The sequence below is a fragment of the Bordetella tumulicola genome, assembly GCF_054779135.1.
Map to the genome: position 1 here is coordinate 125,813 of NZ_BAAGYU010000009.1, position 19,711 is coordinate 145,523.

Consider the following 19,711-nt stretch of genomic DNA (forward strand, 5'->3'; position numbering starts at 1 on the left):
GCTAGGCCATCTGCACCGGCTTACTGTGCCAGAACTTCCAGCGTGGCGACGTAGGTGAGGCGACGCTTGGTGGCTTTTTCGACGGTGGTCTTGTCGTCGGTGATGCTGGCTTCCAGCCAGTACAGGCCCGGTTTTTCCCATTTGACGGAAAACTTGCCGTCCTTGTCGGTCTTTAGTTCGATTTCACCGATCTTGTCGCGATAACGGCTGCCGCCTGGAACAATGGTGACTTCCAGGCTGGAAGCAGGCTTGCCATCAACCATCATCTGAAAAGTCGCGGTTTCGCCAGCGTACAGGTCATTGGGGTGAGTGACGCCCACCAATTCCAGGCCCTTGCCTACGGGCGGTAGCGTGCTGGGCTTGCCTGCCGTGGCAAACGTTTCAATACGGCCAACGGATTGCGAAATTTCCAAGTCTTGCGCCTGCGCGGGCACGGCTTCGGCCAGGCCTTCGGGTTTGCCAAAATAGCGCTTGCCCTTGCCGTTTTCTTTCCAGCGCGCAAAGACGCCGTCGTTGACGACGGCGATGCGATAGGTGCCAGCCTGGTTCAGTTGCAGGTCAAAGGTGCTGCGCAATTTACCGCGGTTGGCGTTTTCGGGCTGAACCGTCTTGCCGTCCGGTGCGATGATGACCAGGTTGTCCAGACGCAGCGGTGCATGGTTGAAGTAAAACTTGTCGTTTCCCACGGCGCCATCAACGGTGATCCAGCTTTCCGTACCCGAGATCACGGTGGACGAGGGCTTGAGCCACGCGTCGTGCGCTTGAGCGATCACGGGAAGGCTCAGGGCCAGCGCGGCAGCAATTCGAATGGCAGTTTTCATACGTCTTCCAGAAATAGGGTTGTAATGGTCAGGGTTTGAGGTCGACGGCAATGGCGCCCAGTTCGTGCTCGCCCTTGGCGGATAGGCTTTCGGCTTTGGTGGGCGGCCAATCGAACGGCACGCGTACCAGTTCGCGCCCGCCGACTTCGCGAGAGGCCTCGATCACCACGGCATAGCGTCCCGGCTTGAGGTCGGCCAGCGGCTTTTGCGTGCTGGCAAACGCCAGTTCATGCTTGCCGGCCGGACGCGTGGCGCCGCTGACGCCGTCCACGGGGAATTGCTGGTTGCGGCCGCTACGACGCCACCATTGGCGGATGTCCTTCAGCCATTCGGTGCCCTCGTTGTTTTTCTTAGCCACGTCGTACCAGACAGCAAGGTCGCCAACGGCGCTCTGATCGGTATTTTCGAGCCAGATGGCGACGTAAGGGCGATGGTATTCAGCGACATCCAGCCGCGGAATCTCAATGTTCAGACCGAGATCGGCGGCCTGGGCCGTTCGGACGATCAGGCCGGCGAGCAGGGCCGACAACAGCAGCTTGCGCATAGATTCTCCAGACTTGCGGTATTCAATGAATGAAAAGCAGGGCCAAGACAACGGGGATCACCACGCCCAACCCGACCATCGGCCAGGTCCCGGCGCGCTGGCGGCCGTGCAATTGCAGCAGCACCAGCCCTGTCAGCGAAAACACCAGACAGGCAATGGCGAAAATATCCAGAAACCAGCTCCAGGCCGTACCGGTATGGCGGCCTTTGTGCAGATCGTTCAGATAGGAAATCCAGCCCCGGTCAGTCTGTTCGTATTCCACTAGGCCATCGTTCAAGTCGATCGACAGCCACGCGTCGCCACCCGGGCGAGGCAGAGAGATATAGAGTTCGTCAGGCGACCATTCAGGGTTGCGGCCGTTCACGTGGGCCTGAAGTTCGGTATCCAACCAGTGCGCGATCGGCGCGGGAACGGATGCGTGCTTGTCTTTCGTATTGACGGATTTGAGCTGAGTCAGCAGCGCGGCAGGCAGTTGTGCATCGCGCGTCGTGACGGCGGGCTTGACGCTGATCAACGAGGCATTGTTCAGCGTCAAGCCGGTAATCGCGAACAACAGCATACCGAGCAGGCATAATGCGGAACTGATCCAATGCCATTGATGCAATGTCTTAAGCCAGTAGGCCCGTCGTCGGGAAGGGGGTTGACTGTCCATGGCGCACGTAGAGATGAGGCTGCGGATTCTATCATTTAAATGAGAATGAGTATCAAACTACTGCCATGCAAGCACTGATTCCACTCCATGTGCTGGCGGTCGCGATAGGGGCTGCCGTGGGCGCGTGCGCGCGCTGGTTGCTCGGGGTCTGGCTGAACTCGTCCGGTTGGCCCTGGGGGACGTTGATCGTCAATCTGGTCGGCGGGTACCTGATTGGCGTGGCGTTAGCGGTGTTGCTGGCCCATCCGGAATGGCCACAGTGGATACGTCTGGCCGCGGTGACGGGTTTCTTGGGCGGGCTGACTACGTTTTCGACGTTTTCGGCGGAGACGGTGGCGATGCTGGAGCGCGGCGCGTTTGGCACTGCGTTCGGTTATGCCGCGATCAGTTTGCTGGGCTCACTTGCGTTGACGGCGCTGGGCTTGGCGACCGTTCACGTGCTGCGTTGAGCAAACGCGCTAGCGGTTGAGCAATATTTGTGCGGCCCGCTGGCCGCTGCGTACCGCGCCCTCCAGGACGCCCGGATAGCCGGTGTCGGTCCAGTCGCCAGCTAGCGTCAGCGTTGGCCAGGGGGTCGTGTTCAGGGGGCGGACCAGACCCGGTACGGCCGCAAAGGTCGCACGTTTTTCGATGAACAACTCGGTGGCCTCGACGGCGGGCATAGGTGCCAACCGGGCGGGATGGCGTGCCGCCTGTTCGGCAATCTGGGTGGTCAAGTTGCCGATGACGGTCTCGCGGTCTGCATCAGCCAAGTCGCGGGCGGCACTGGCCACGAGGGCCAGTTCGGCGCCGGGCGCGCGGCCAGTCAGGCGCGAGCGATCAAAAATCCATTGCCCCATATGACCGCGTGCTTTGTCTTCGCGCAGCAGCATCATGGGTTCCGGCAGCGGCCAGGGTGACGCCAGTCGCAGGTTCAGGGTGGCGATAGGCAAATAATCAAACGCCTGCAGCGCATTCAGGAGCCCGGGGCATTGGGCCTGCAGCAGGGCGTCTTCGAGCAGGCGCGCGGCGACCGCGGGCGGCACCGCGAGTACCGCAGCATCAAAACGTTCGCGGTTGACGTCAATACCGTTTGCCAGCGGCATCAGTTGTCGCACCGTCGCGCCATAGCGCATCGTGGCGCGCAGCGCTACGGCATCCGGCCAGAGTGCGGACAGATCCACACAGGGCAGCAACAGATCACTGTTGTGGCGGTGACCGGTCAGGCTGTCTTGCAGAATGCGGGCGTACAGGGTAGCGCTGGCCTCGGCGGGCGGGGTGTTCAGGGCTGCGAGGCAGAGGGGTTCCCAAATCGATGCGACGAGCGCGTCGGGTTGCTGGAAGTGTGTCAGTAACTGAGCGACGGTCCAATGGCGTGGCGGATGCCAGGCCATTTTTTTTAGACCATGCATGAAGCGCAATGCGGCAATACGACTGCGCCAAGACAGACCGCGCGCTCCGAGTAGCGCCGCCGCGGCATGGAGGGGGGCGGGTAACGCCGGCGCCGTGAGGCGAAACTGCCCGTCCAGGCTCGCTAACCGTAATGATCGGCGCATGAGCAGCATGTCAGGGTTACGACCCAGCCGGCGCATGAGCGCCAGCGTCTGGTCGTAGGCTCCCAGCAGAATATGTTGGCCGTTGTCTAACTGGCCACCAAAGTCCGGATGCACGACACGTCGTGCACGTCCACCCGGGGTACGGCCCGCCTCGAACACCGTGACATTTGCGTCTGCATCTCTCAAGACGGCACAAGCCGCCAGGCCCGCCCAGCCGGCACCGATAACCGCGACCTTCATCGTTTCGCCAAGCGGCGCACCAGACCGCGACCACCGCTGACCCAGGTCTTCCAGGCGAGCCAAAATTTACGCAACGGGGTCAGCGAAATCCGCTGATGGAGTACCTGCCAGTTATCCCGTTCGATTTCGTCGAGCAGCGCGTGATAGATCGCTGCCATCATCAGGCCAGGCCGCTGTGCACGGCGGTCCGCCTCGGGCAGGCTCTGAGCGGCTTCCTGGTAGAGTTGCCGGGCGCGCTCGGTCTGAAATTTCATCAGCGCGGTGAAGCGGTCCGAATAGGCCCCGTTCAGGATCTCTGCCGCTTTGACGTCGAATTGCTGCAATTCGTTAACGGGGATATAGATGCGACCGCGTCGGGCGTCGTCGCCGACGTCACGGATGATATTGGTGAGTTGAAATGCCAGTCCCAGCTTGCCGGCGTACTCCATCGTGCGGGGATCGGTATACCCAAAGACGCCCGCGGAGAGTTCGCCCACGACACCGGCGGCATGCCAGCAGTATTTGCGCAGGCCGGGCCAGTCCAGATAGCGGGTCTGGTCCAGATCCATTTCCATGCCGTCGATCACGGCCAGCATCCGTTCGCGCGTGATGTCACAGGATGCCAAATGGGGCAGCAACGCTTGGGCGACCGGGTGCTCGGCCTGTCCCGCGAATAATTGATCGACTTGCGTGCGCCACCACGCCAGTTTGATTCGGGCGACCGACGCGTCGGAGCATTCGTCGACCACGTCATCCACCTCGCGGCAAAACGCATACAGTGCCGTGATGGCACGGCGTCGTTCGGGCGGCAGGAACAGGAACGAATAGTAAAAGCTCGAACCGCTTTTGGCGGCCTTTTCCTGGCAGTACTCGTCAGGCGTCATAGGTTTGGTGAGTATCCCATCAGTTTGTCAGCACGAGCCGGGCGGACCTATCGGCAGCGCCACAGCATGACGGCCCAGTCTTTCGGGCCCAGTTCGGGCCGATTCATGAATACGTCATAGCCGCAGCGTTCGATTCGCTCGAGAATGCGCAATCCGCCTTGCACGACCAGACGCAGCTCCAGGCCGATACGGCCAGGCAGGCGACGGGCCAGCGGAGCGCCTGAGTGTAGCAGTGCTCGCGTTCGCGCCATTTGAAAGGCCATCAGGTTGCGCCACGCGGGCGTCAACCGGCAGGCGGCGAGGTCCTCGTCGCTGACGCCATATCGAAGCAGGTCTTCGCGCGGCAGATAAATGCGTTGCTTGCGCCAGTCTACCCGCACATCTTGCCAGAAGTTGACCAATTGCAGCCCCGTGCAAATCTCATCGGCCCGCACCAGATTGTCCGGCGTTGCGGCATCATACAAGTGCAGCATCAGCCGTCCGACGGGATTGGCGGAGCGGGTGCAATAGTCCAGCAACGCCGCGTAATCCTCATAGCGCTTGACGGTCACGTCCTGTTCAAAGGCTGACAGCAGATCGAGAAACGGCGTGATGGGCAGTTGGTGTTGCGCGATCGTCCGCGCCAACGGAGCAAAAACAGGGGCGAGCGTGGGTGACGCCGTCGGTGCGCCACCCGGCTCGGCGCCGATGCGATGCAGTTCGGCACGAAACTCGGCCAGCCTGGACAGGCGCTGCCCATCGCTGGCGTCGCCTTCGTCGGCGATATCGTCAGCGGCCCGCGCGTACCGGTAAATGTTTGTCACTGGCTCGCGCAGACGACGAGGCAGCAGCAGTGACGCAACCGGGAAGTTTTCATAGTGATCGACAGCCATAGATTGCCATTTTAGTCGGGCATTGCATTTCCCATCGGCTTACGCGCATCCTGCCCATCCCGGATGCATCGGGGCAGTGAGATCAGTTAGACTAGGCGCCACAGGAATTCACCTATGCCACGCCCGATACACGCCTCTATTTCCGTTTCCGCACTCAGTCACAATCTGGCTGTTGTGCGACGTCGTCTCGACCAAGCCGCACAGGCGGCAGCGGGCACTGCGCCGTCCATATGGGCGGTGATCAAGGCCAATGGTTATGGTCATGGTATCGAGACCGCGGTGGCCGGATTTTCGGCCGCGCAAGGGCTGGCGATGCTGGATCTTGACGAGGCCGTGCGCTGTCGTGAGGCCGGGTGGGGTGGACCGATTTTGCTGCTCGAGGGGTTTTTCCAGCCGGTCGATCTCGAGTTGGTCGATCGCTATCATCTCACCGTGACGGTTCATACACGAGAGCAACTGGACATGCTGTCGCAGGCGCGCTTGTCGCGTCGGGTCGATATCATGCTTAAACTGAATAGCGGCATGAATCGTCTCGGGTTTTCGCCTGGCGCCTACGGCAGCGCGCACGGGCGTGCCATGCAACTGCGCGAACAAGGGGTGGTGGGCAGTATCGGCAAAATGATGCATTTTTCGTGTGCCGATGGCCCGCAAGGTGTCTCCGGCCCTTTGCAGGTCTTTCGGTCCATTACTGACGAATTGGCCAATGGCCCCATCAGCGTTTGCAACTCGGCAGCAACATTGCGTTATCCCGAGATCGCGGTGGGGCAGGACGACGAAGCGCACTGGGTGCGCCCCGGCGTTTGTCTCTATGGCGCGTCGCCGTTCGATGACACGAGCGCGGCCGCGCTGGATTTACAGCCCGCCATGTCGTTGCGCTCAGAAATCATTGGTATACAGGACCTGTCCGCGGGCGACGAGGTCGGCTACGGCGCGACGTTTCGCGCCGAGCATCCGATGCGTATCGGTGTCGTGGCCTGCGGCTATGCCGACGGCTATCCCCGCCATGCCGGGACAGGCACGCCGATCGTCGTGGGCGGCGTGCGTACGCGCCTCCTGGGGCGCGTGTCCATGGACATGCTGGTGGCCGATCTCAGCAACGTCCCGGCCGTTGGCGTCGGTACCGCGGTATCGCTGTGGGGGCAGGATGGCCCGGCAGTCGACGAGGTGGCGCAGGCCGCCGGCACCATCGGGTACGAATTATTGTGTGCGGTAGCGCCACGCGTTCCTGTCAAGCGTATACCCTGATTATTCATTTAGCGAGGATTCCATGAAGGATAAATGCGTGCTGATAACCGGTGCCACCAAAGGCATCGGCTGGGCGCTGACGCAACGGTTGGCTGATCAGGGATGTCATGTCGTGGGTATCGCTCGCAATACCGATCACATCGATTTCCCTGGTTATTTGTATGGCTGTGACCTGGCGGATGCGGGGCGCACCGAAGAGGTCTTGCGCGAGATTCGCGAAAAATTCCCGGTCGACGCCATCGTCAACAATGTGGGTGTCGTTTTGCCCCAACCGCTGGGTGGCGTGGATCTGGCCTCGCTGTACAACGTGATGGATCTGAATGTGCGCGTGGCAGTGCAGGTGACACAGGCGTTTGTCGACTCGATGAAGGTCCGTCGTACGGGGCGTATCGTCAACGTGACGAGCCGGTCCATCCATGGCGCGCTGGATCGTACCAGTTATTCCGCCGCCAAAAGCGCGCTGATCGGATGCACGCGTACGTGGGCCCTCGAGCTGGCCGAGTACGGGGTGACCGTCAACGCGGTAGCGCCCGGCCCCGTCGAGACGGAGTTGTTTCGCGTCGCGCAACCTGCGGGTAGCGAGGGGGAGCGTCGGGCATTGGCGTCCATTCCGATGAAGCGACTGGGTACCCCCGCCGAGGTTGCGGCAGCCATCGCCTTCTTGCTGTCGGACGATGCCGGGTTTATTACCGGTCAAGTTCTGGGGGTGGATGGCGGCGGCAGTCTGGCGGGACGCTGAGGCCCTGCGTCGCCAGATCGCTCGCGCTTCGCGGCGAAATCAAACGTATCCGTGGCGATATTGCGCGGCGACCTGACGAATGACGCGGAGTTGCCGGGTAAACTGACGTCATGGCCAAGCCTCGAACCGTATACGTCTGTGCCGAATGTGGCGGCACCAGCCCCAAATGGCAGGGAAAATGCCCGCATTGCTCTGCCTGGAATACCCTCGAAGAAACCGTTGAGGCCTCGGGTCCGGCGGCGGCCACGCATCGCTATGCGCCGCTCGCCTCGGCCAGCCCTGTGCGTAGCCTGGCGGATATCGAGGCCCGCGAGACCCCGCGCCAACCCACTGGTCTGGATGAGTTTGATCGCGTTCTAGGCGGCGGCCTGGTCGCTGGCGCGGTGGTATTGATCGGGGGGGATCCCGGCATCGGCAAGTCAACCTTGCTGCTGCAGGCCTTGGCCAGCTTGTCGACGCAGACGAGTGTGCTCTATGTCACCGGCGAGGAGTCCGCCGAACAAGTGGCGCTGCGTGCCCGCCGTCTGGGCTTGCAGACCGGCAATGTGAACCTCTTGGCCGAGATTCGGCTAGAGTCCATTCAGGCGGCTGTGTCCGATCAAAAACCCACGGTAGCCGTCATTGATTCGATTCAGACGCTATATAGCAGCGAACTGACCGCCGCGCCGGGTTCAGTGTCGCAGGTCCGTGAATGCGCGGCCCAGTTAACGCGCCTGGCCAAGCAAACGGGCATTGCCATCGTCATGATCGGCCACGTCACCAAAGACGGCTCCCTGGCCGGGCCACGCGTGCTGGAGCACATTGTCGATACCGTGCTGTATTTCGAGGGCGACACGCATTCATCGTTCCGTTTGGTTCGGGCGTTCAAAAACCGGTTTGGCGCGGTCAACGAGTTGGGCGTGTTTGCCATGACGGACCGCGGCCTGCGCGGCGTTGCCAATCCTTCCGCCCTGTTTTTATCCCAGCACGAGCAGCAGGTCTCGGGCTCTTGCGTGATGGCTACCCAAGAGGGGACTCGTCCTTTGCTTGTCGAAATCCAGGCCCTGGTCGATAGTTCTCATGCACCGAATCCCAAGCGTCTGACGGTCGGGCTGGAAGGTAATCGCCTGGCGATGTTGCTCGCGGTGCTGCATCGCCACGCGGGCGTCTCGACGTTTGACCAGGATGTATTCGTCAATGCGGTGGGCGGGGTGCGCATTACCGAGCCGGCTGCCGATTTGCCGGTGTTGTTGGCCATCATGTCGTCGCTGCGCGACCGACCCTTGCCACCCGGCATGATTGCATTCGGAGAGGTTGGTCTGGCCGGTGAAATCCGTCCGGCGCCGCGTGGGCAGGAGCGGCTACGCGAAGCGGCCAAATTGGGCTTCAGTGTGGCGTTGATCCCCAAGGCGAATGCGCCGCGCCAGCCCATCGAGGGACTCGAGGTCTGGGCAGTCGATCGTCTGGATGCCGCGCTGGACAAGCTACGCTGAACGAATAATCCATCCACTTTTTCCATCCAGCATCGATGATAGTCATGACGAGGATCAGGGCATGAGCCTATGGATAGTGGGCATCTGCCTCATATGCGGCGGGTTGATTGGGTTTTTGGGCGGTGTATTGGGCATCGGCGGCGGCATGGTTGCTATCCCGGCGCTGGTATTGCTGATGGACATGACTCAGCAACTCGCCCAAGGGACCGCGCTGATCATGGTGTTACCCACCATCGTGATGGCTGTACGCAAATACAACCAGAATGTTCGTATCGATCGTCGGGTCGCGGGGGCGGGGGCGGTGGGCGCTGTGCTATTCACGTGGGTTGGCGCTCAACTGGCGCTGGGCATTCCATCCAGTACCCTGCGGATCAGCTTTGCGATTTTTCTATTTTTTGTCGCCACGTTCTACGTCTATCGAATCATCAAACGGCCGGGTGCCGTCACGGTAGGCGCAAGCCCGGAGGGCCGTCCGGCTCCCGTGTTGACGTCCGGGTGGGCGGTGATGCTGGGGGTGGTTTGCGGCACCTTGGGCGGGTTTTTTGGCGTGGGCGGCGTAGTGCTGGCCGTGCCTATCCTGACGAGCGTATTTCGTCTATCCCAGACCTCCGCACAAGCGTTGGCGCTGTCGATGATTATCCCGGGCTCTACGATCGCCCTGATTACCTACACGTGGGCAGGCCAAGCCAACTGGTGGCTGGGTGTGCCGCTCGCCGCAGGCAGTTTGCTGTTTGTACCCGTGGGTGTGCGGGTGGCCTATCGTTTGCCCGAGCGCAAACTGCGCAGTTGCTTTGCGGCGATGCTGTTTCTGACCGTTGCGCTGTTGATCTTCGAGGGTTGATTTTTTTTTACAATGAACTAACGGCTTCTTGGCGCCTCTAACGAACATCGAGCTGTCGGCTCGGTTTGTTTTAGGAGTACCTGTATGACGACACCCACTCGTATCGCCAATTTTTTGTTTCAATCCGCCCTGTGCCTTGGGTTGGTTGCCGGTCCGGTCTATGCGGGCCAGAAAAATCTCGAGGGCGAGCCAGACTCTCACACGCTGACGCGCGACCGAGATAGATCAGAGCGTGTTGCAGACGCGGCGCGCACCACCCAAGAAGAGGGTGCCACCACGAGCGTGTCTCAGGCCGCGCCAGGCACAGAAACGACGCGATAGCTGCGTACGATTTTCCAATACCAAACATGAAGCAGAGTCGCTGACAGCGCCAGGCCGATCATGGCCATCAGCCACATCGTGCCGGCGCCAGTCGGAGAGCCGGGCAGCAGCAGGGTACGTAGCCAGTCCAATCCACCACGTCCCGGCCCGAATCCCAACCACCATCCCCCTAGCAGGCCGACACCGGCCAGCGCGATCACTTGCAACAATAGCGGCACGATCGCGACTTTGTAGGCGCGCAACACATACGAATTGACGCACTGCATCGAGTCGCACAAGTGAAAGAGCGGAATAAGCGTCAGCAAGGTGCCGGCGACGGCTGCCACATTCGCATCATCCGTATAGGCCGCCAAAATCAGTGGCCGCCCCGCCAACAGCACGGTCGAGGTCAGTAGTGCGCCCAGCAGTCCTAGTGCCATGCCGGCCAGGCCACTGCGTCGGGCGAGAGCCAAGTCTCCCGCCCCGATTGCTTGCGCCGTCACGGCGGCGGTGGCCACCCCCAAGGCCATGGGCATCATGTAGCACAGGGCGGCCAGGTTGGACATGATCTGATGGCCGCCGCTGACATACGTGCCCTCGCGCGCGACCAACAAGGCCATAAAGGTAAAGGCCGAGACTTCGACCAGATACGAGCCGCCCATTGGCAACCCCAGACGCAGCAACTCTTTCTGCGCCGACCATGAAGGGCGTCCCAGCGTAAGCGAAAAACGGCGAAAGTAGCGATCGTGCGTGATGACCCATAGGCCGACCAGCAGGCTTAACCAGGACACGATCGCCGTCGCCAGGCCCGCGCCGGTGGCGCCCATGGCTGGCAGGCCAAAATGGCCATAGATCAGTATCCAGTTGAGTAAGGCTTTTATGCCGACGGCCGACAGGTTGATCACCATGACGACTTTGGGGCGCGACACGGCCGTGCCCAAGGCATAGATGGTCCGAAAGATCAGTGCTGCCGGCAGGGCGAGTGCCAGGGCGCGCAAGTAATTCGTGACGCGCTCGCGAACCTCGGGGGCGACGTCGCCGGACAACGACAACCAGGTATCCGGGAACATCATCAACGTGCAGCCCACGAAAGCCAGGCCCAGTGCCAGCCATACCCCTTGACCCCAGCTACGGCCTACCTCGGCGTAACGGCCCGCGCCGAAATGCTGTGCCTGAATGGGGATCAAGGCGTGCACGACGCCCATCAAGCCGACGAAGACAGTGATATACACCGAGATCGACAATGACATCGCCGCCAGATCGGCCGCGCTGGCATGGCCGGTCATTGCCGTGTCCAGCACGCCAAAGGCGATGCCCGCCCATTGACTGACCAGGACGGGCCAGGCCTGTCGGGTAATACGCAACATGGCGGCACGCAGGCCGCCAGCGGTTGAAGTAGCAGCGATCATTGTGAATGGTTAACGCGCAGCAGACGGAATATCTCGTGACGGTCGGCGCGACGTCCCCCACGCCACAGTTCGGTGGCGCCATCACTGTAGGCGGCATTGCCGTCCTTCAGGCGTTCGCGCGAGGTTTGCTGCAGCACCAGGGGGCACTTCGAGTCGTAGCTCAGGGTGAGATTGTCGAAAATCAGCAACGAGGCGCGTTGGCCACTACCGACACTGAGGCCGCGGACACATTCGCCGGGTTTACGGTGCTGCTCCAGGACGGTGCGGAGCTCGGACGACATGTCGCGATAACTGCGCGCATAGTCCACGGCCGGTTGCCATAGCAGGACCAGCAAAATCCAGGTAGCGGTCAGTCCACCCGCGGACAGTACCGTGCCACGCCACAGCACGGCGGGGTGCGAGCGCAGGCGCCACAGAACCAGCAGGGCCCAGGCGACGGTCACGGCCAGTGCGATGGAGAACGCGACCCACGAAATCACAGGTTCGTAGCCGGCCGTCTGGCGAGCAATATTGCGAGAAATTTGCGCCGGCCAACCGAAATGCAGGGCAATCCAACCCAGCCACGAGGTCGCCACGGTGAGTGAAAAGCACATCACTGCGAACCAGTCGAGCGTGTTGACGACGCCGCGACGCAGGGTGGGCAATGAGAACGCTCCCAAGATGGCGCACGGCACGGCCAGCATGATGAATTCCGCGTCGGTGGGTGCTGCGAGGAAAATCAGCTCGACGGCAGCAAATGCCGCAAGCGCCAACGCCAGCCAGATATGGGGCGCATAGAGCCACCCGCGCCAACGCCAAACTGCCAGTAGCGCCAGCGGCCAGGTGGGCCACAAGTACCAGGGCAAATCGCGCAGCGTGCGGCCGACGGCTGACAGGTCGGGCCACGAAAACGAGTTGATATTCCAGGTTTTCCAGTTGCTGATCCAGTAGTCGCTGCCCTGTGAGGCCGGGATCCACCAGGCCAGAATCAACGCCACCGAGACGCCAATGGCCAAGCTCAGCCATCGGCGCTGTGGCCAGAGTGCGCTGCGCGGATAAAACGCTACCAGGGCACCCAACATGACGGGCAGTGCGCCGACCCAGCCCCTGGTGAGAAAACTGGCCGCCAGGGCAAAGCCCAGGGTGACGGCGCCAGAGGCAGGGCGATCCAGCATACGTGCCATGCCATAAAACGACAGTGCCTGCCAAGCCATATTGGCGGGCACCACCGACGTTTCATGCGTGCGTTGCAGGATACCTACCGTCGCCAGCAGCAAGAGCAGGGCTGCATCGGCCAGCATCCGGCCATAATCGCGTGCCGCAGGCTCACCGCCAAAGGGCAGGGCCAGGGGTTGCGCCTCGGTACGACGGCCGACCAAATAGGTGCCGTACCAAACGCTGCTGGTCGCGATGGTGAACCAGAGCAAGTTCGGTAGCCTGCCGGCCGTGATGTCGCCGAGCCATGGGCCAAACAGATACATGCTGATGGCCCCCGCCCAGGTGATCAGGGGGCCTTCTTCGGCATAGGCCAGTTGGCCGACCTGGGGCCAGAGCCACGAGGCCCCCCCTTCGCGCAGTGCGGTGATCATCGTGGCCAGGCCGACCGCGTCATCCGTCTTCCAGGGATCGCGCATGAACAGGCCGGCCAGGATGTAGGCCACCGCCAGCCCCAACAGCACGAGCCGGGGGAGTTTGGTCGTGGCCGAGGCGGTCAGTCGGGCCGGAGTAGAGTGCGTTATCGGAGACACGGAGCTAATGTAACTGAGCAGTCCGGGCCTGTGGCCCTGAAAAGGGGATCGATTGGATCAATATGGAAAAAAAAGCAGCCCGAAGGCTGCTTTTTTGAGCATCTTGGGAGACGCCAGTTTACGACGCGGACTTGACCGTGCCAGCCGTACGGGCGAAGCGGGCGCGGAATTTTTCAACGCGGCCGGTTTCGACGAGACGGGTTTGTGCACCCGTGTAAAAGGGGTGGGACTCGGACGTAACGTCGCACTTGAAGAGCGGGTAGCTCGTGCCGTCGATTTCGATGGTTTCGCGGGAGTGCAGCGTGGAACGGGAGATAAACTTGTTGCCCGTTTGCTGGTCCAGGAACACCACTTCGCGGTATTCGGGGTGGATGCTTTCTTTCATGATTAATTCCGGTTCTTCCGGTCTGGCCGGGGGTTAGCGGGTCGCCAGCCTAGCAGGGTCTCTCACCCAGCCTGAGCGACAAGTTATTGACAAGTCGTCCGGCAGAGTCAGCATCCGAAGGCCACGTATCCAGGAAGCAACTGTGTATTCTAACACTAATTTCGGTGATTTGCGCGGATTCAGAGGCTTGTGCGTAGTGTCCAGATCTCCGGAAATAGCACCACATCCAGCATTTTCCGCAAAAAACCCACGCCAGAGGTACCGCCCGTGCCGCGCTTAAAGCCGATCACGCGCTCGACAGTCGTTACGTGTCGAAAACGCCACTGCCGGAAAGCGTCTTCCAGGTCGGTGAGCTTTTCGCCGAGTTGATACAGGTCCCAGTACTGGTCGGGCTCGCGATAAACAGTCAGCCACGCGGCCTCGACGACGGGGTCGGCCTGGTAGGGCTGGGTCCAGTCGCGTTGCAGGTGGCTGGTGGGGATCGTCAGTCCGTTGCGCGCCAACAAACGCAGCGACTCATCGTAAAGCGACGGGGCACGATAAGCCGCCTCGACCAGCGCCAGCAGATCGGGCCGGTGTGTATGCGGCTTGAGCATCGCGGCATTCTTGTTTCCGAGGAAAAATTCGATTTGCCGGTACTGATAGCTTTGAAAACCACTCGAGCGTGCCAGATACGGACGCAATGCCGAGTATTCCGGGGGAGTCATGGTGGCAAGTACGTCCCAGGCGTGGACTAACTGCTCCAGGATTTTGCTGACCCGGGCAAGCATCTTGAAGGCCGGCGGTAATTTGTCCTGCGCGACGTGGGCGATCGCGGCCTGTAGCTCGTGCAGCATGAGCTTCATCCATAGTTCGCTCGTTTGATGTTGCACGATAAACAACATCTCGTTGTGCTCGGGGGACAACGGATGCTGAGCGCCCAGGAGCTCGTCCAGATGCAGATAGTCGCTATAGGACATGTCCCTGGAAAAATCGAGTTGGGCTTTTTCCTGGTGAACGATGTGCTCGGGAGTTTCGGAAGCGTTCATAGATAGATGGTCTTGCCAGACAATAGGATTGCCGCGAAAGAGAGGGGCAACCTCAGGAGAGGATCAGCCCAGTTCGCGCAAAATGGCGCGCACCGGGCTGGCATCGGCCTGGATCAGTGCCAGCGGCAGGGCGATGAGCTCGTAATCGCCTTCGGTCACCTCATCGAGCAGCAGGTTTTCCAATACGCGGATATCGCGCCGCAGGATGACGTGATGGCTGTCCAGGGTCTTGCTGGATGCCGGGTCGATGCTGGGAGTATCCAGACCGATCAGCATGACGCCGTGATTGGCCAGCCATTCAATGGTGTGTGGCGCATAGGCCGCAAAGTCGTCCGTCCACCAGTCCAACGCCGCGTGGCGGGCCGTGCGTACCAAGACACGCGGGGGGAGGTCGGTGGTTGCGTGTTCCAGGTGTTCGGGCAGGATCAGGGGCCCGCAATCCAGTGCATGGATGACCCGGCAAGGGCCTAAGAAGGGCGCTAGCGGCACCTGGCCGATGGAGGGCTCGTCATTGCCGTAGTGCAGTGGTGCATCGGCGTGGGCGCCGATGTGGGGTGACAGGGTGATTTCGCTGACATTCACCGGGCAATCCGGCGTCAGTGTCCATTTCCATTGCTGGCGATACGGCGTATCGCCCGGGAATACGGGCGAGCGGGCCGATACCGGCGGAGAAATATCCCAAATACGCTTCATGAATGGAGAGTGGGGAGAGCGTTACAGGTGAAAAGCCCGTATGGCCAGGGGGGGCGTACAGGTCTGGGTTCAGGATAGTCAGGGCGACCGTCAATAGCAATAGGGACAACTACAACAGGCCAAGCTCCGCCATGGACACAACATCATTGCCGGCAATGATCAGGTGATCGACTAATCGGATGTCCACCAATGCCAGGGCTTGTTTGAGGTGCTGGTTGAATTTGTGGTCCGATTCGCTCGGTCGTGCGACACCCGACGGATGGTTGTGCGCCAGGATTATGGCGGCCGCGTGGTGTCGCAGGGCTTCGCGTACCACCTCGCGTGGGTAGACCGATGCCTGGGTCAGGGTGCCGCGGGCCAGCTCACCGGTGGCAATCAGGTTGAGCTGATTGTCCAGGTACAGGGCCAGGCAGTGTTCGATCGTGCGGTGCATGAGCGCCGTCTGAAAATACTGCTTGACGCTGGCGGGTTGGGACAACACGTGTTTGTGAGCAAGTCGCTCCTCGGCCACGCGCCGTGCCAGCTCCAGGACAGCGGCCAACGAACCGGCCTTGGCGGCGCCCAGCCCGGGCAGGGACATCAGTTCCTGAGGGGAGGCGGCAAACAGGCCGCGCAATCCGCCATAGTGCCGCATCAGCTGACTCCCCATGTCGATGGCGGTACTGCTACGCGTGCCAGTACGTAGCGCCAGCGCCAGTAGTTCGGCGTCGCGTAATGCGCCGGCCCCGTGGCGCAGCAGGCGCTCACGGGGGCGTTCGTGTTCTGGCAGGTCGTGGGGCAAGCTCATTGAATTGCTCCTTTCAAGCTCCGACCTTTGGGCCGATGTCGTTGGCGGCACCAGGAAAAAGTCGACAGATGATCAGAATGCCAGAGGAGCAAATGAGAGGCGTGTGAGTGATCGTTTTTATCCAGTCGCAGAAGTACGCCAGCGTCTTGTAGCACCCTGTGTCTGCCGATTCAGCCAAGACGTTCTAAAATCAGGTCTTATCGTTACTATTTCTTGGTGAACCATTTTGAGCGCCACCTCCGCCGATCAGGCGACCCTTCTCGTCCGCCCCGATTCCTATCTCACGCTGCACTATCGCATCGTGCTGGCTTCCGGGCCTGCGGAGGGGTCGGTATTTACCGACACTTTTGACGGTCGCCCGGCGACGCTGCAGATGGGCGGTGGCCAATGGGCGCCGGGTCTTGAGGCCGCCTTGCTGGGTCACGCCGAGGGCGAGCGCTTTAGCGTTACGCTGGAGCCCGCCCAGGCCTACGGCGATCGCAATCCCGATTTGATTCAAAAAATCACGCGCGCCATGTTGACGGAGCACGCTGGCGCCGACGCCACCTTCGAGCCCGGTGACCTCGTCGAGTTCGCCGCGCCCAACGGCGGGCGCTATTCGGGCGTGCTCAAGCAGCTTGAGCCCGACTGGGCATTGTTCGACTTCAATCATCCCTTGGCGGGCACGGCATTGCGGGTCGAGGTCGAAATTTTAGGGGTGATGTGATGACGTCTCCGGTTACCGGCACTAACGCCGAGGTCGTGCTGGCTCAGCCGCGTGGCTTCTGTGCGGGCGTCGATCGGGCTATTGATATTGTCGAGCGCGCGCTTGAGTTGCATGGCGCGCCTATCTATGTGCGCCACGAGATCGTGCACAATCGTTATGTCGTCCAGGATCTACGCGAAAAGGGCGCCATCTTTATTGATGAGCTCGATCAGGCGCCAGCCGGCGCGATTGTGGTGTTTTCCGCGCATGGGGTGTCCAAGGCCGTGCGCCGAGAGGCCGAGACCCGGGGGTTGCAGGTGTTCGATGCAACCTGCCCGCTGGTGACCAAAGTGCACATCGAGGTCTCTCGTATGCGCGCAGCCGGTCGGGAAATCATCATGATCGGCCACAAGGGCCACCCCGAGGTCGAGGGTACGTTGGGGCAGGCTCAGGGGGGCATGTACCTGGTCGAGACCGCTGACGATGTCGCCAATCTGCAGGTGACGAATCCCTCCAATCTTGCTTTTGTGACGCAGACGACTTTGTCGGTCGACGATGCCGCCGCTGTGTCCTCGGCATTGCGCGCGCGTTTTCCGGATATCGTCGAGCCCAAGAAAAGCGACATCTGCTACGCCACCCAAAACCGTCAGGACGCCATCAAGGTATTGGCTCCCAACTGTGACTTGATGCTGGTCGTGGGCAGCCCTAACAGCTCCAACTCCAATCGCCTACGCGAGGTCGCCGAACGCATCGGCATTGACGCTTATCTCGTCGACGGAGCGGCATCTATCGATCCTGCGTGGCTGGTAGGTCGCCAGCGTATCGGTATTTCGGCGGGAGCCTCGGCGCCCGAGGTGTTGGTGCAGCAGGTGATCCAGCGCTTGAAAGAGCTGGGTGCGGTATCGGTACGCACGATGCCGGGCCTGGAAGAAAACGTCGCCTTTCCGTTGCCCAAGGGCTTGTCACGCAAGGCCGCGCCAGCGTCCGACGCAACCGCGGCGGAATAGTCTTTTTACTTGCCAGGAGATCTCATGCAGTTGTACAGCTATTTTCGCAGTTCGGCCGCCTATCGTGTGCGCATTGCGCTCAATCTGAAAGGCCTGTCTTACGAATACCTGGGTGTGCATTTGCTGAAAAACGGTGGCGAACATCTGTCCGATTCGTACCGTGATCTCAACCCCTCCGCGCTGGTCCCGACGCTCGTTGATGGCGACGTGTCGATTGGTCAGTCCATGGCGATCATCGAGTACCTGGACGAAACCCATCCGCAGCCTGCGCTATTGCCTGCAGATCCGGCCGGCCGAGCGCGCGTGCGCAGCATCGCGCAAATCATCTCCTGCGATACGCATCCCCTGAATAACCTGCGGGTGCTCAAGTACCTGAAACACGAACTGCAGGCCAGCGATGATGCAAGAAACGCTTGGTATCGGCATTGGGTCACGTTAGGTATGGGCGCTGTCGAATCGATGTTGGCCGGCTCGTCGGCCACTGGCAAGTTTTGCCACGGAGATACGCCGAGTCTGGCTGATTTGTGCCTGGTGCCTCAGGTGTTCAACGCTCGCCGTCTGGATTGTGATCTTTCCGCCATGCCCACAGTGGTGCGTATCGATGCAGCCTGCCGCGAAATCCAGGCCTTCGATCTCGCTGTGCCAGAAAAGCAGCCCGACGCAGAATAGGGCTGCTGCGCAGCACGCCCGCAACAACAAAAAGGCCATCCCGAGGGATGGCCTTTTTGTTTGGAATCTGGTGCCGGCAAGAGGAGTCGAACCCCCGACCTTCGCATTACGAATGCGCTGCTCTACCAACTGAGCTATGCCGGCGTGCATCAGCGTTGTGCCTTTGCCAGTATTGCGCCCATGGCGCAGCACCAAAGACCGAAATCATATCAGAGATTTTTGTCTGGTGCAGATGGCATGCCCCAAAATTTTTTGTTCAGATTCAAATTCATCGTCGTCAAGAAAACAGGATAGGGCGTTTTGGGGCGACTTGCATACTTCAAATAACTAGTTCATAATCTCATTTCTGTAGTTGATCCCCGATAGCTCAGTCGGTAGAGCGACGGACTGTTAATCCGCAGGTCGCAGGTTCGAGCCCTGCTCGGGGAGCCAAAAAACTAAAGAAATCAAAAAGATAAACCGCCTTAGCCGGCGGTTTTTCGCTTTTGTCTCGCCTTTCTGGCTAGATCTCGATTTCTAACGCCCTCCTGCGGTATTTCACTCCGCCAATGGGGTACCATCCTGATATGAACGCGGCTAGTCGATTCCCCTTCGCTATCGTTGGCACCTGTTGCGCCGGTTTTCGGCGCGTGGTTGGCGCGCGCCCGTTCAATACGGTTCACGACGCCGGCTCAGACTCCTAAGCCCGGCGACAATCTAAGGCTCCTTCCTCGGGAGTTTGCTGCCGGGCCAAGTCAGATACACCGATTTCTTTTTCTATCTGCCAGGAGTCCCGTATGTCCGCTGCACTCAATACCGACCGCATTTTTTCCGAACTCGATCGTGTTCGCATCGAGCGTCTTGCCGCGCGCTTTTCTGCGCACGATGGCTTGCCCCACACGCTGTTAGAGGGTTTCGATGAGGGCGATTTTTTGATGCCCAGTGATATTCCCGGCGACGTCGTGACGGTGAATTCCCGGCTGAGCGTGCGCGACCAGGACGGCGACGTTCGTCAGATCACCATTTGCTATCCGGGCGAGGCTGACGCCGCCAAGGGATTCTTGTCCGTGCTCTCTTTGGTTGGTGGGCAACTATTAGGGCGTCGTGTGGGTGAGACCGTGTCCTGGGCGGATGTGGGCGGCACAACCTCGACACTGCATATCGAGTCGCTGTTGTTTCAGCCTGAGGCCAGCGGGGAGCTGGCGCTCTGATCCTTCG

The 19,711-nt window shown here is 60.8% G+C and carries 22 protein-coding genes and 2 tRNA genes; 11 read left to right on the forward strand and 13 right to left on the reverse strand.

The window, feature by feature from the left end; all coding sequences use genetic code 11:
* Window positions 1–20: 20 nt before the first annotated feature.
* From ACYVDM_RS16965 to ACYVDM_RS16975, 3 genes are read right to left on the reverse strand one after another with little or no spacing between them, the layout of a single operon-like run.
* Entirely contained in the window at window positions 21–821 is an 801-nt protein-coding gene (locus ACYVDM_RS16965; protein ID WP_415793191.1) for a DUF4198 domain-containing protein, read from the reverse strand.
* Between the two features lie 28 nt (window positions 822–849).
* A complete protein-coding gene (locus tag ACYVDM_RS16970; RefSeq protein ID WP_415793190.1) occupies window positions 850–1,365 on the reverse strand; it encodes a DUF2271 domain-containing protein in 516 nt (171 codons plus the stop codon).
* A gap of 22 nt (window positions 1,366–1,387) precedes the next feature.
* Window positions 1,388–2,017 carry a PepSY-associated TM helix domain-containing protein gene (locus tag ACYVDM_RS16975; RefSeq protein ID WP_415793189.1) on the reverse strand — a complete coding sequence of 210 codons (630 nt, stop codon included), beginning with the start codon at window positions 2,015–2,017 and terminating at the stop codon, window positions 1,388–1,390.
* Window positions 2,018–2,082: 65 nt separating this feature from the next.
* On the opposite strand from ACYVDM_RS16975, the gene crcB reads away from it, so the two are divergent.
* Window positions 2,083–2,466: a fluoride efflux transporter CrcB gene (gene crcB / locus ACYVDM_RS16980; RefSeq protein WP_415793188.1), complete on the forward strand. Its 384-nt coding sequence runs from the start codon at window positions 2,083–2,085 to the stop codon at window positions 2,464–2,466.
* A gap of 9 nt (window positions 2,467–2,475) precedes the next feature.
* Here crcB and hpnE read toward each other — a convergent pair whose 3' ends face one another.
* Genes hpnE through hpnC form a run of 3 tightly spaced genes read right to left on the reverse strand, consistent with a single transcriptional unit; the run spans window position 2,476 to window position 5,527 of the window.
* On the reverse strand, window positions 2,476–3,792 hold the full coding sequence (gene hpnE / locus ACYVDM_RS16985) for a hydroxysqualene dehydroxylase HpnE (protein WP_415793187.1): 1,317 nt from the start codon (window positions 3,790–3,792) through the stop codon (window positions 2,476–2,478).
* The gene (hpnD, locus tag ACYVDM_RS16990) at window positions 3,789–4,655 is read right to left on the reverse strand and encodes a presqualene diphosphate synthase HpnD (RefSeq protein WP_415793186.1); all 867 of its coding nucleotides are present in this window, start codon (window positions 4,653–4,655) and stop codon (window positions 3,789–3,791) included. Before hpnD ends, hpnE begins: the two co-directional genes overlap by 4 nt.
* A gap of 47 nt (window positions 4,656–4,702) precedes the next feature.
* Complete coding sequence (gene hpnC / locus ACYVDM_RS16995) at window positions 4,703–5,527, reverse strand: squalene synthase HpnC (protein WP_415793185.1); 825 nt, start codon at window positions 5,525–5,527, stop codon at window positions 4,703–4,705.
* A 114-nt stretch (window positions 5,528–5,641) separates the two neighbouring features.
* On the opposite strand from hpnC, the gene alr reads away from it, so the two are divergent.
* The 5 genes from alr (at window position 5,642) to ACYVDM_RS17020 (ending at window position 10,145) form a co-directional block, all read left to right on the forward strand.
* Window positions 5,642–6,772, forward strand: a complete 1,131-nt coding sequence (gene alr, locus ACYVDM_RS17000; RefSeq protein WP_415793184.1) for an alanine racemase — start codon at window positions 5,642–5,644, stop codon at window positions 6,770–6,772.
* A gap of 22 nt (window positions 6,773–6,794) precedes the next feature.
* Window positions 6,795–7,511, forward strand: a complete 717-nt coding sequence (locus tag ACYVDM_RS17005; protein WP_415793183.1) for an SDR family oxidoreductase — start codon at window positions 6,795–6,797, stop codon at window positions 7,509–7,511.
* A 110-nt stretch (window positions 7,512–7,621) separates the two neighbouring features.
* Window positions 7,622–8,983 carry a DNA repair protein RadA gene (gene radA / locus ACYVDM_RS17010; protein ID WP_415793181.1) on the forward strand — a complete coding sequence of 454 codons (1,362 nt, stop codon included), beginning with the start codon at window positions 7,622–7,624 and terminating at the stop codon, window positions 8,981–8,983.
* Between the two features lie 61 nt (window positions 8,984–9,044).
* Window positions 9,045–9,824, forward strand: a complete 780-nt coding sequence (locus tag ACYVDM_RS17015) for a sulfite exporter TauE/SafE family protein (protein WP_415793180.1) — start codon at window positions 9,045–9,047, stop codon at window positions 9,822–9,824.
* A gap of 84 nt (window positions 9,825–9,908) precedes the next feature.
* Complete coding sequence (locus ACYVDM_RS17020) at window positions 9,909–10,145, forward strand: hypothetical protein (RefSeq protein WP_415793179.1); 237 nt, start codon at window positions 9,909–9,911, stop codon at window positions 10,143–10,145.
* On the opposite strand, the gene ACYVDM_RS17025 is transcribed toward ACYVDM_RS17020, so the two are convergent.
* From ACYVDM_RS17025 to radC, 6 genes are all read right to left on the reverse strand, one after another.
* Window positions 10,112–11,533: an MATE family efflux transporter gene (locus ACYVDM_RS17025; RefSeq protein WP_415793178.1), complete on the reverse strand. Its 1,422-nt coding sequence runs from the start codon at window positions 11,531–11,533 to the stop codon at window positions 10,112–10,114. The genes ACYVDM_RS17020 and ACYVDM_RS17025 overlap by 34 nt on opposite strands.
* The gene (locus tag ACYVDM_RS17030; RefSeq protein ID WP_415793177.1) at window positions 11,530–13,260 is read right to left on the reverse strand and encodes an ArnT family glycosyltransferase; all 1,731 of its coding nucleotides are present in this window, start codon (window positions 13,258–13,260) and stop codon (window positions 11,530–11,532) included. The genes ACYVDM_RS17025 and ACYVDM_RS17030 overlap by 4 nt, the downstream gene beginning before the upstream one ends.
* 118 nt (window positions 13,261–13,378) lie before the next feature.
* The gene (locus ACYVDM_RS17035; protein ID WP_415793176.1) at window positions 13,379–13,645 is read right to left on the reverse strand and encodes a type B 50S ribosomal protein L31; all 267 of its coding nucleotides are present in this window, start codon (window positions 13,643–13,645) and stop codon (window positions 13,379–13,381) included.
* A gap of 179 nt (window positions 13,646–13,824) precedes the next feature.
* A complete protein-coding gene (gene kynA / locus ACYVDM_RS17040) occupies window positions 13,825–14,673 on the reverse strand; it encodes a tryptophan 2,3-dioxygenase (protein WP_415793175.1) in 849 nt (282 codons plus the stop codon).
* A 63-nt stretch (window positions 14,674–14,736) separates the two neighbouring features.
* On the reverse strand, window positions 14,737–15,366 hold the full coding sequence (kynB, locus tag ACYVDM_RS17045) for an arylformamidase (protein WP_415793174.1): 630 nt from the start codon (window positions 15,364–15,366) through the stop codon (window positions 14,737–14,739).
* A gap of 109 nt (window positions 15,367–15,475) precedes the next feature.
* Window positions 15,476–16,153 (reverse strand): RadC family protein, encoded by a 678-nt coding sequence (radC, locus tag ACYVDM_RS17050; RefSeq protein WP_415793173.1) that lies wholly within the window; start codon window positions 16,151–16,153, stop codon window positions 15,476–15,478.
* Window positions 16,154–16,379: 226 nt separating this feature from the next.
* Between radC and ACYVDM_RS17055 the strand changes: the two genes are divergently transcribed.
* The 3 genes from ACYVDM_RS17055 to maiA are packed head-to-tail and all read left to right on the forward strand — an operon-like array spanning window position 16,380 to window position 18,514.
* Window positions 16,380–16,859: an FKBP-type peptidyl-prolyl cis-trans isomerase gene (locus tag ACYVDM_RS17055; protein WP_415793172.1), complete on the forward strand. Its 480-nt coding sequence runs from the start codon at window positions 16,380–16,382 to the stop codon at window positions 16,857–16,859.
* Complete coding sequence (ispH, locus tag ACYVDM_RS17060) at window positions 16,859–17,845, forward strand: 4-hydroxy-3-methylbut-2-enyl diphosphate reductase (RefSeq protein WP_415793170.1); 987 nt, start codon at window positions 16,859–16,861, stop codon at window positions 17,843–17,845. Before ACYVDM_RS17055 ends, ispH begins: the two co-directional genes overlap by 1 nt.
* A gap of 24 nt (window positions 17,846–17,869) precedes the next feature.
* Window positions 17,870–18,514 carry a maleylacetoacetate isomerase gene (maiA, locus tag ACYVDM_RS17065; protein ID WP_415793169.1) on the forward strand — a complete coding sequence of 215 codons (645 nt, stop codon included), beginning with the start codon at window positions 17,870–17,872 and terminating at the stop codon, window positions 18,512–18,514.
* Between the two features lie 68 nt (window positions 18,515–18,582).
* Here maiA and ACYVDM_RS17070 read toward each other — a convergent pair.
* A tRNA-Thr gene (locus tag ACYVDM_RS17070) sits at window positions 18,583–18,658 on the reverse strand.
* A gap of 212 nt (window positions 18,659–18,870) precedes the next feature.
* Between ACYVDM_RS17070 and ACYVDM_RS17075 the strand changes: the two genes are divergently transcribed.
* Together ACYVDM_RS17075 and ACYVDM_RS17080 are read left to right on the forward strand one after the other, a co-directional pair.
* Window positions 18,871–18,946, forward strand: a tRNA-Asn gene (locus ACYVDM_RS17075).
* Between the two features lie 344 nt (window positions 18,947–19,290).
* A complete protein-coding gene (locus ACYVDM_RS17080) occupies window positions 19,291–19,704 on the forward strand; it encodes a GreA/GreB family elongation factor (protein ID WP_415793168.1) in 414 nt (137 codons plus the stop codon).
* Window positions 19,705–19,711 lie beyond the last annotated feature (7 nt).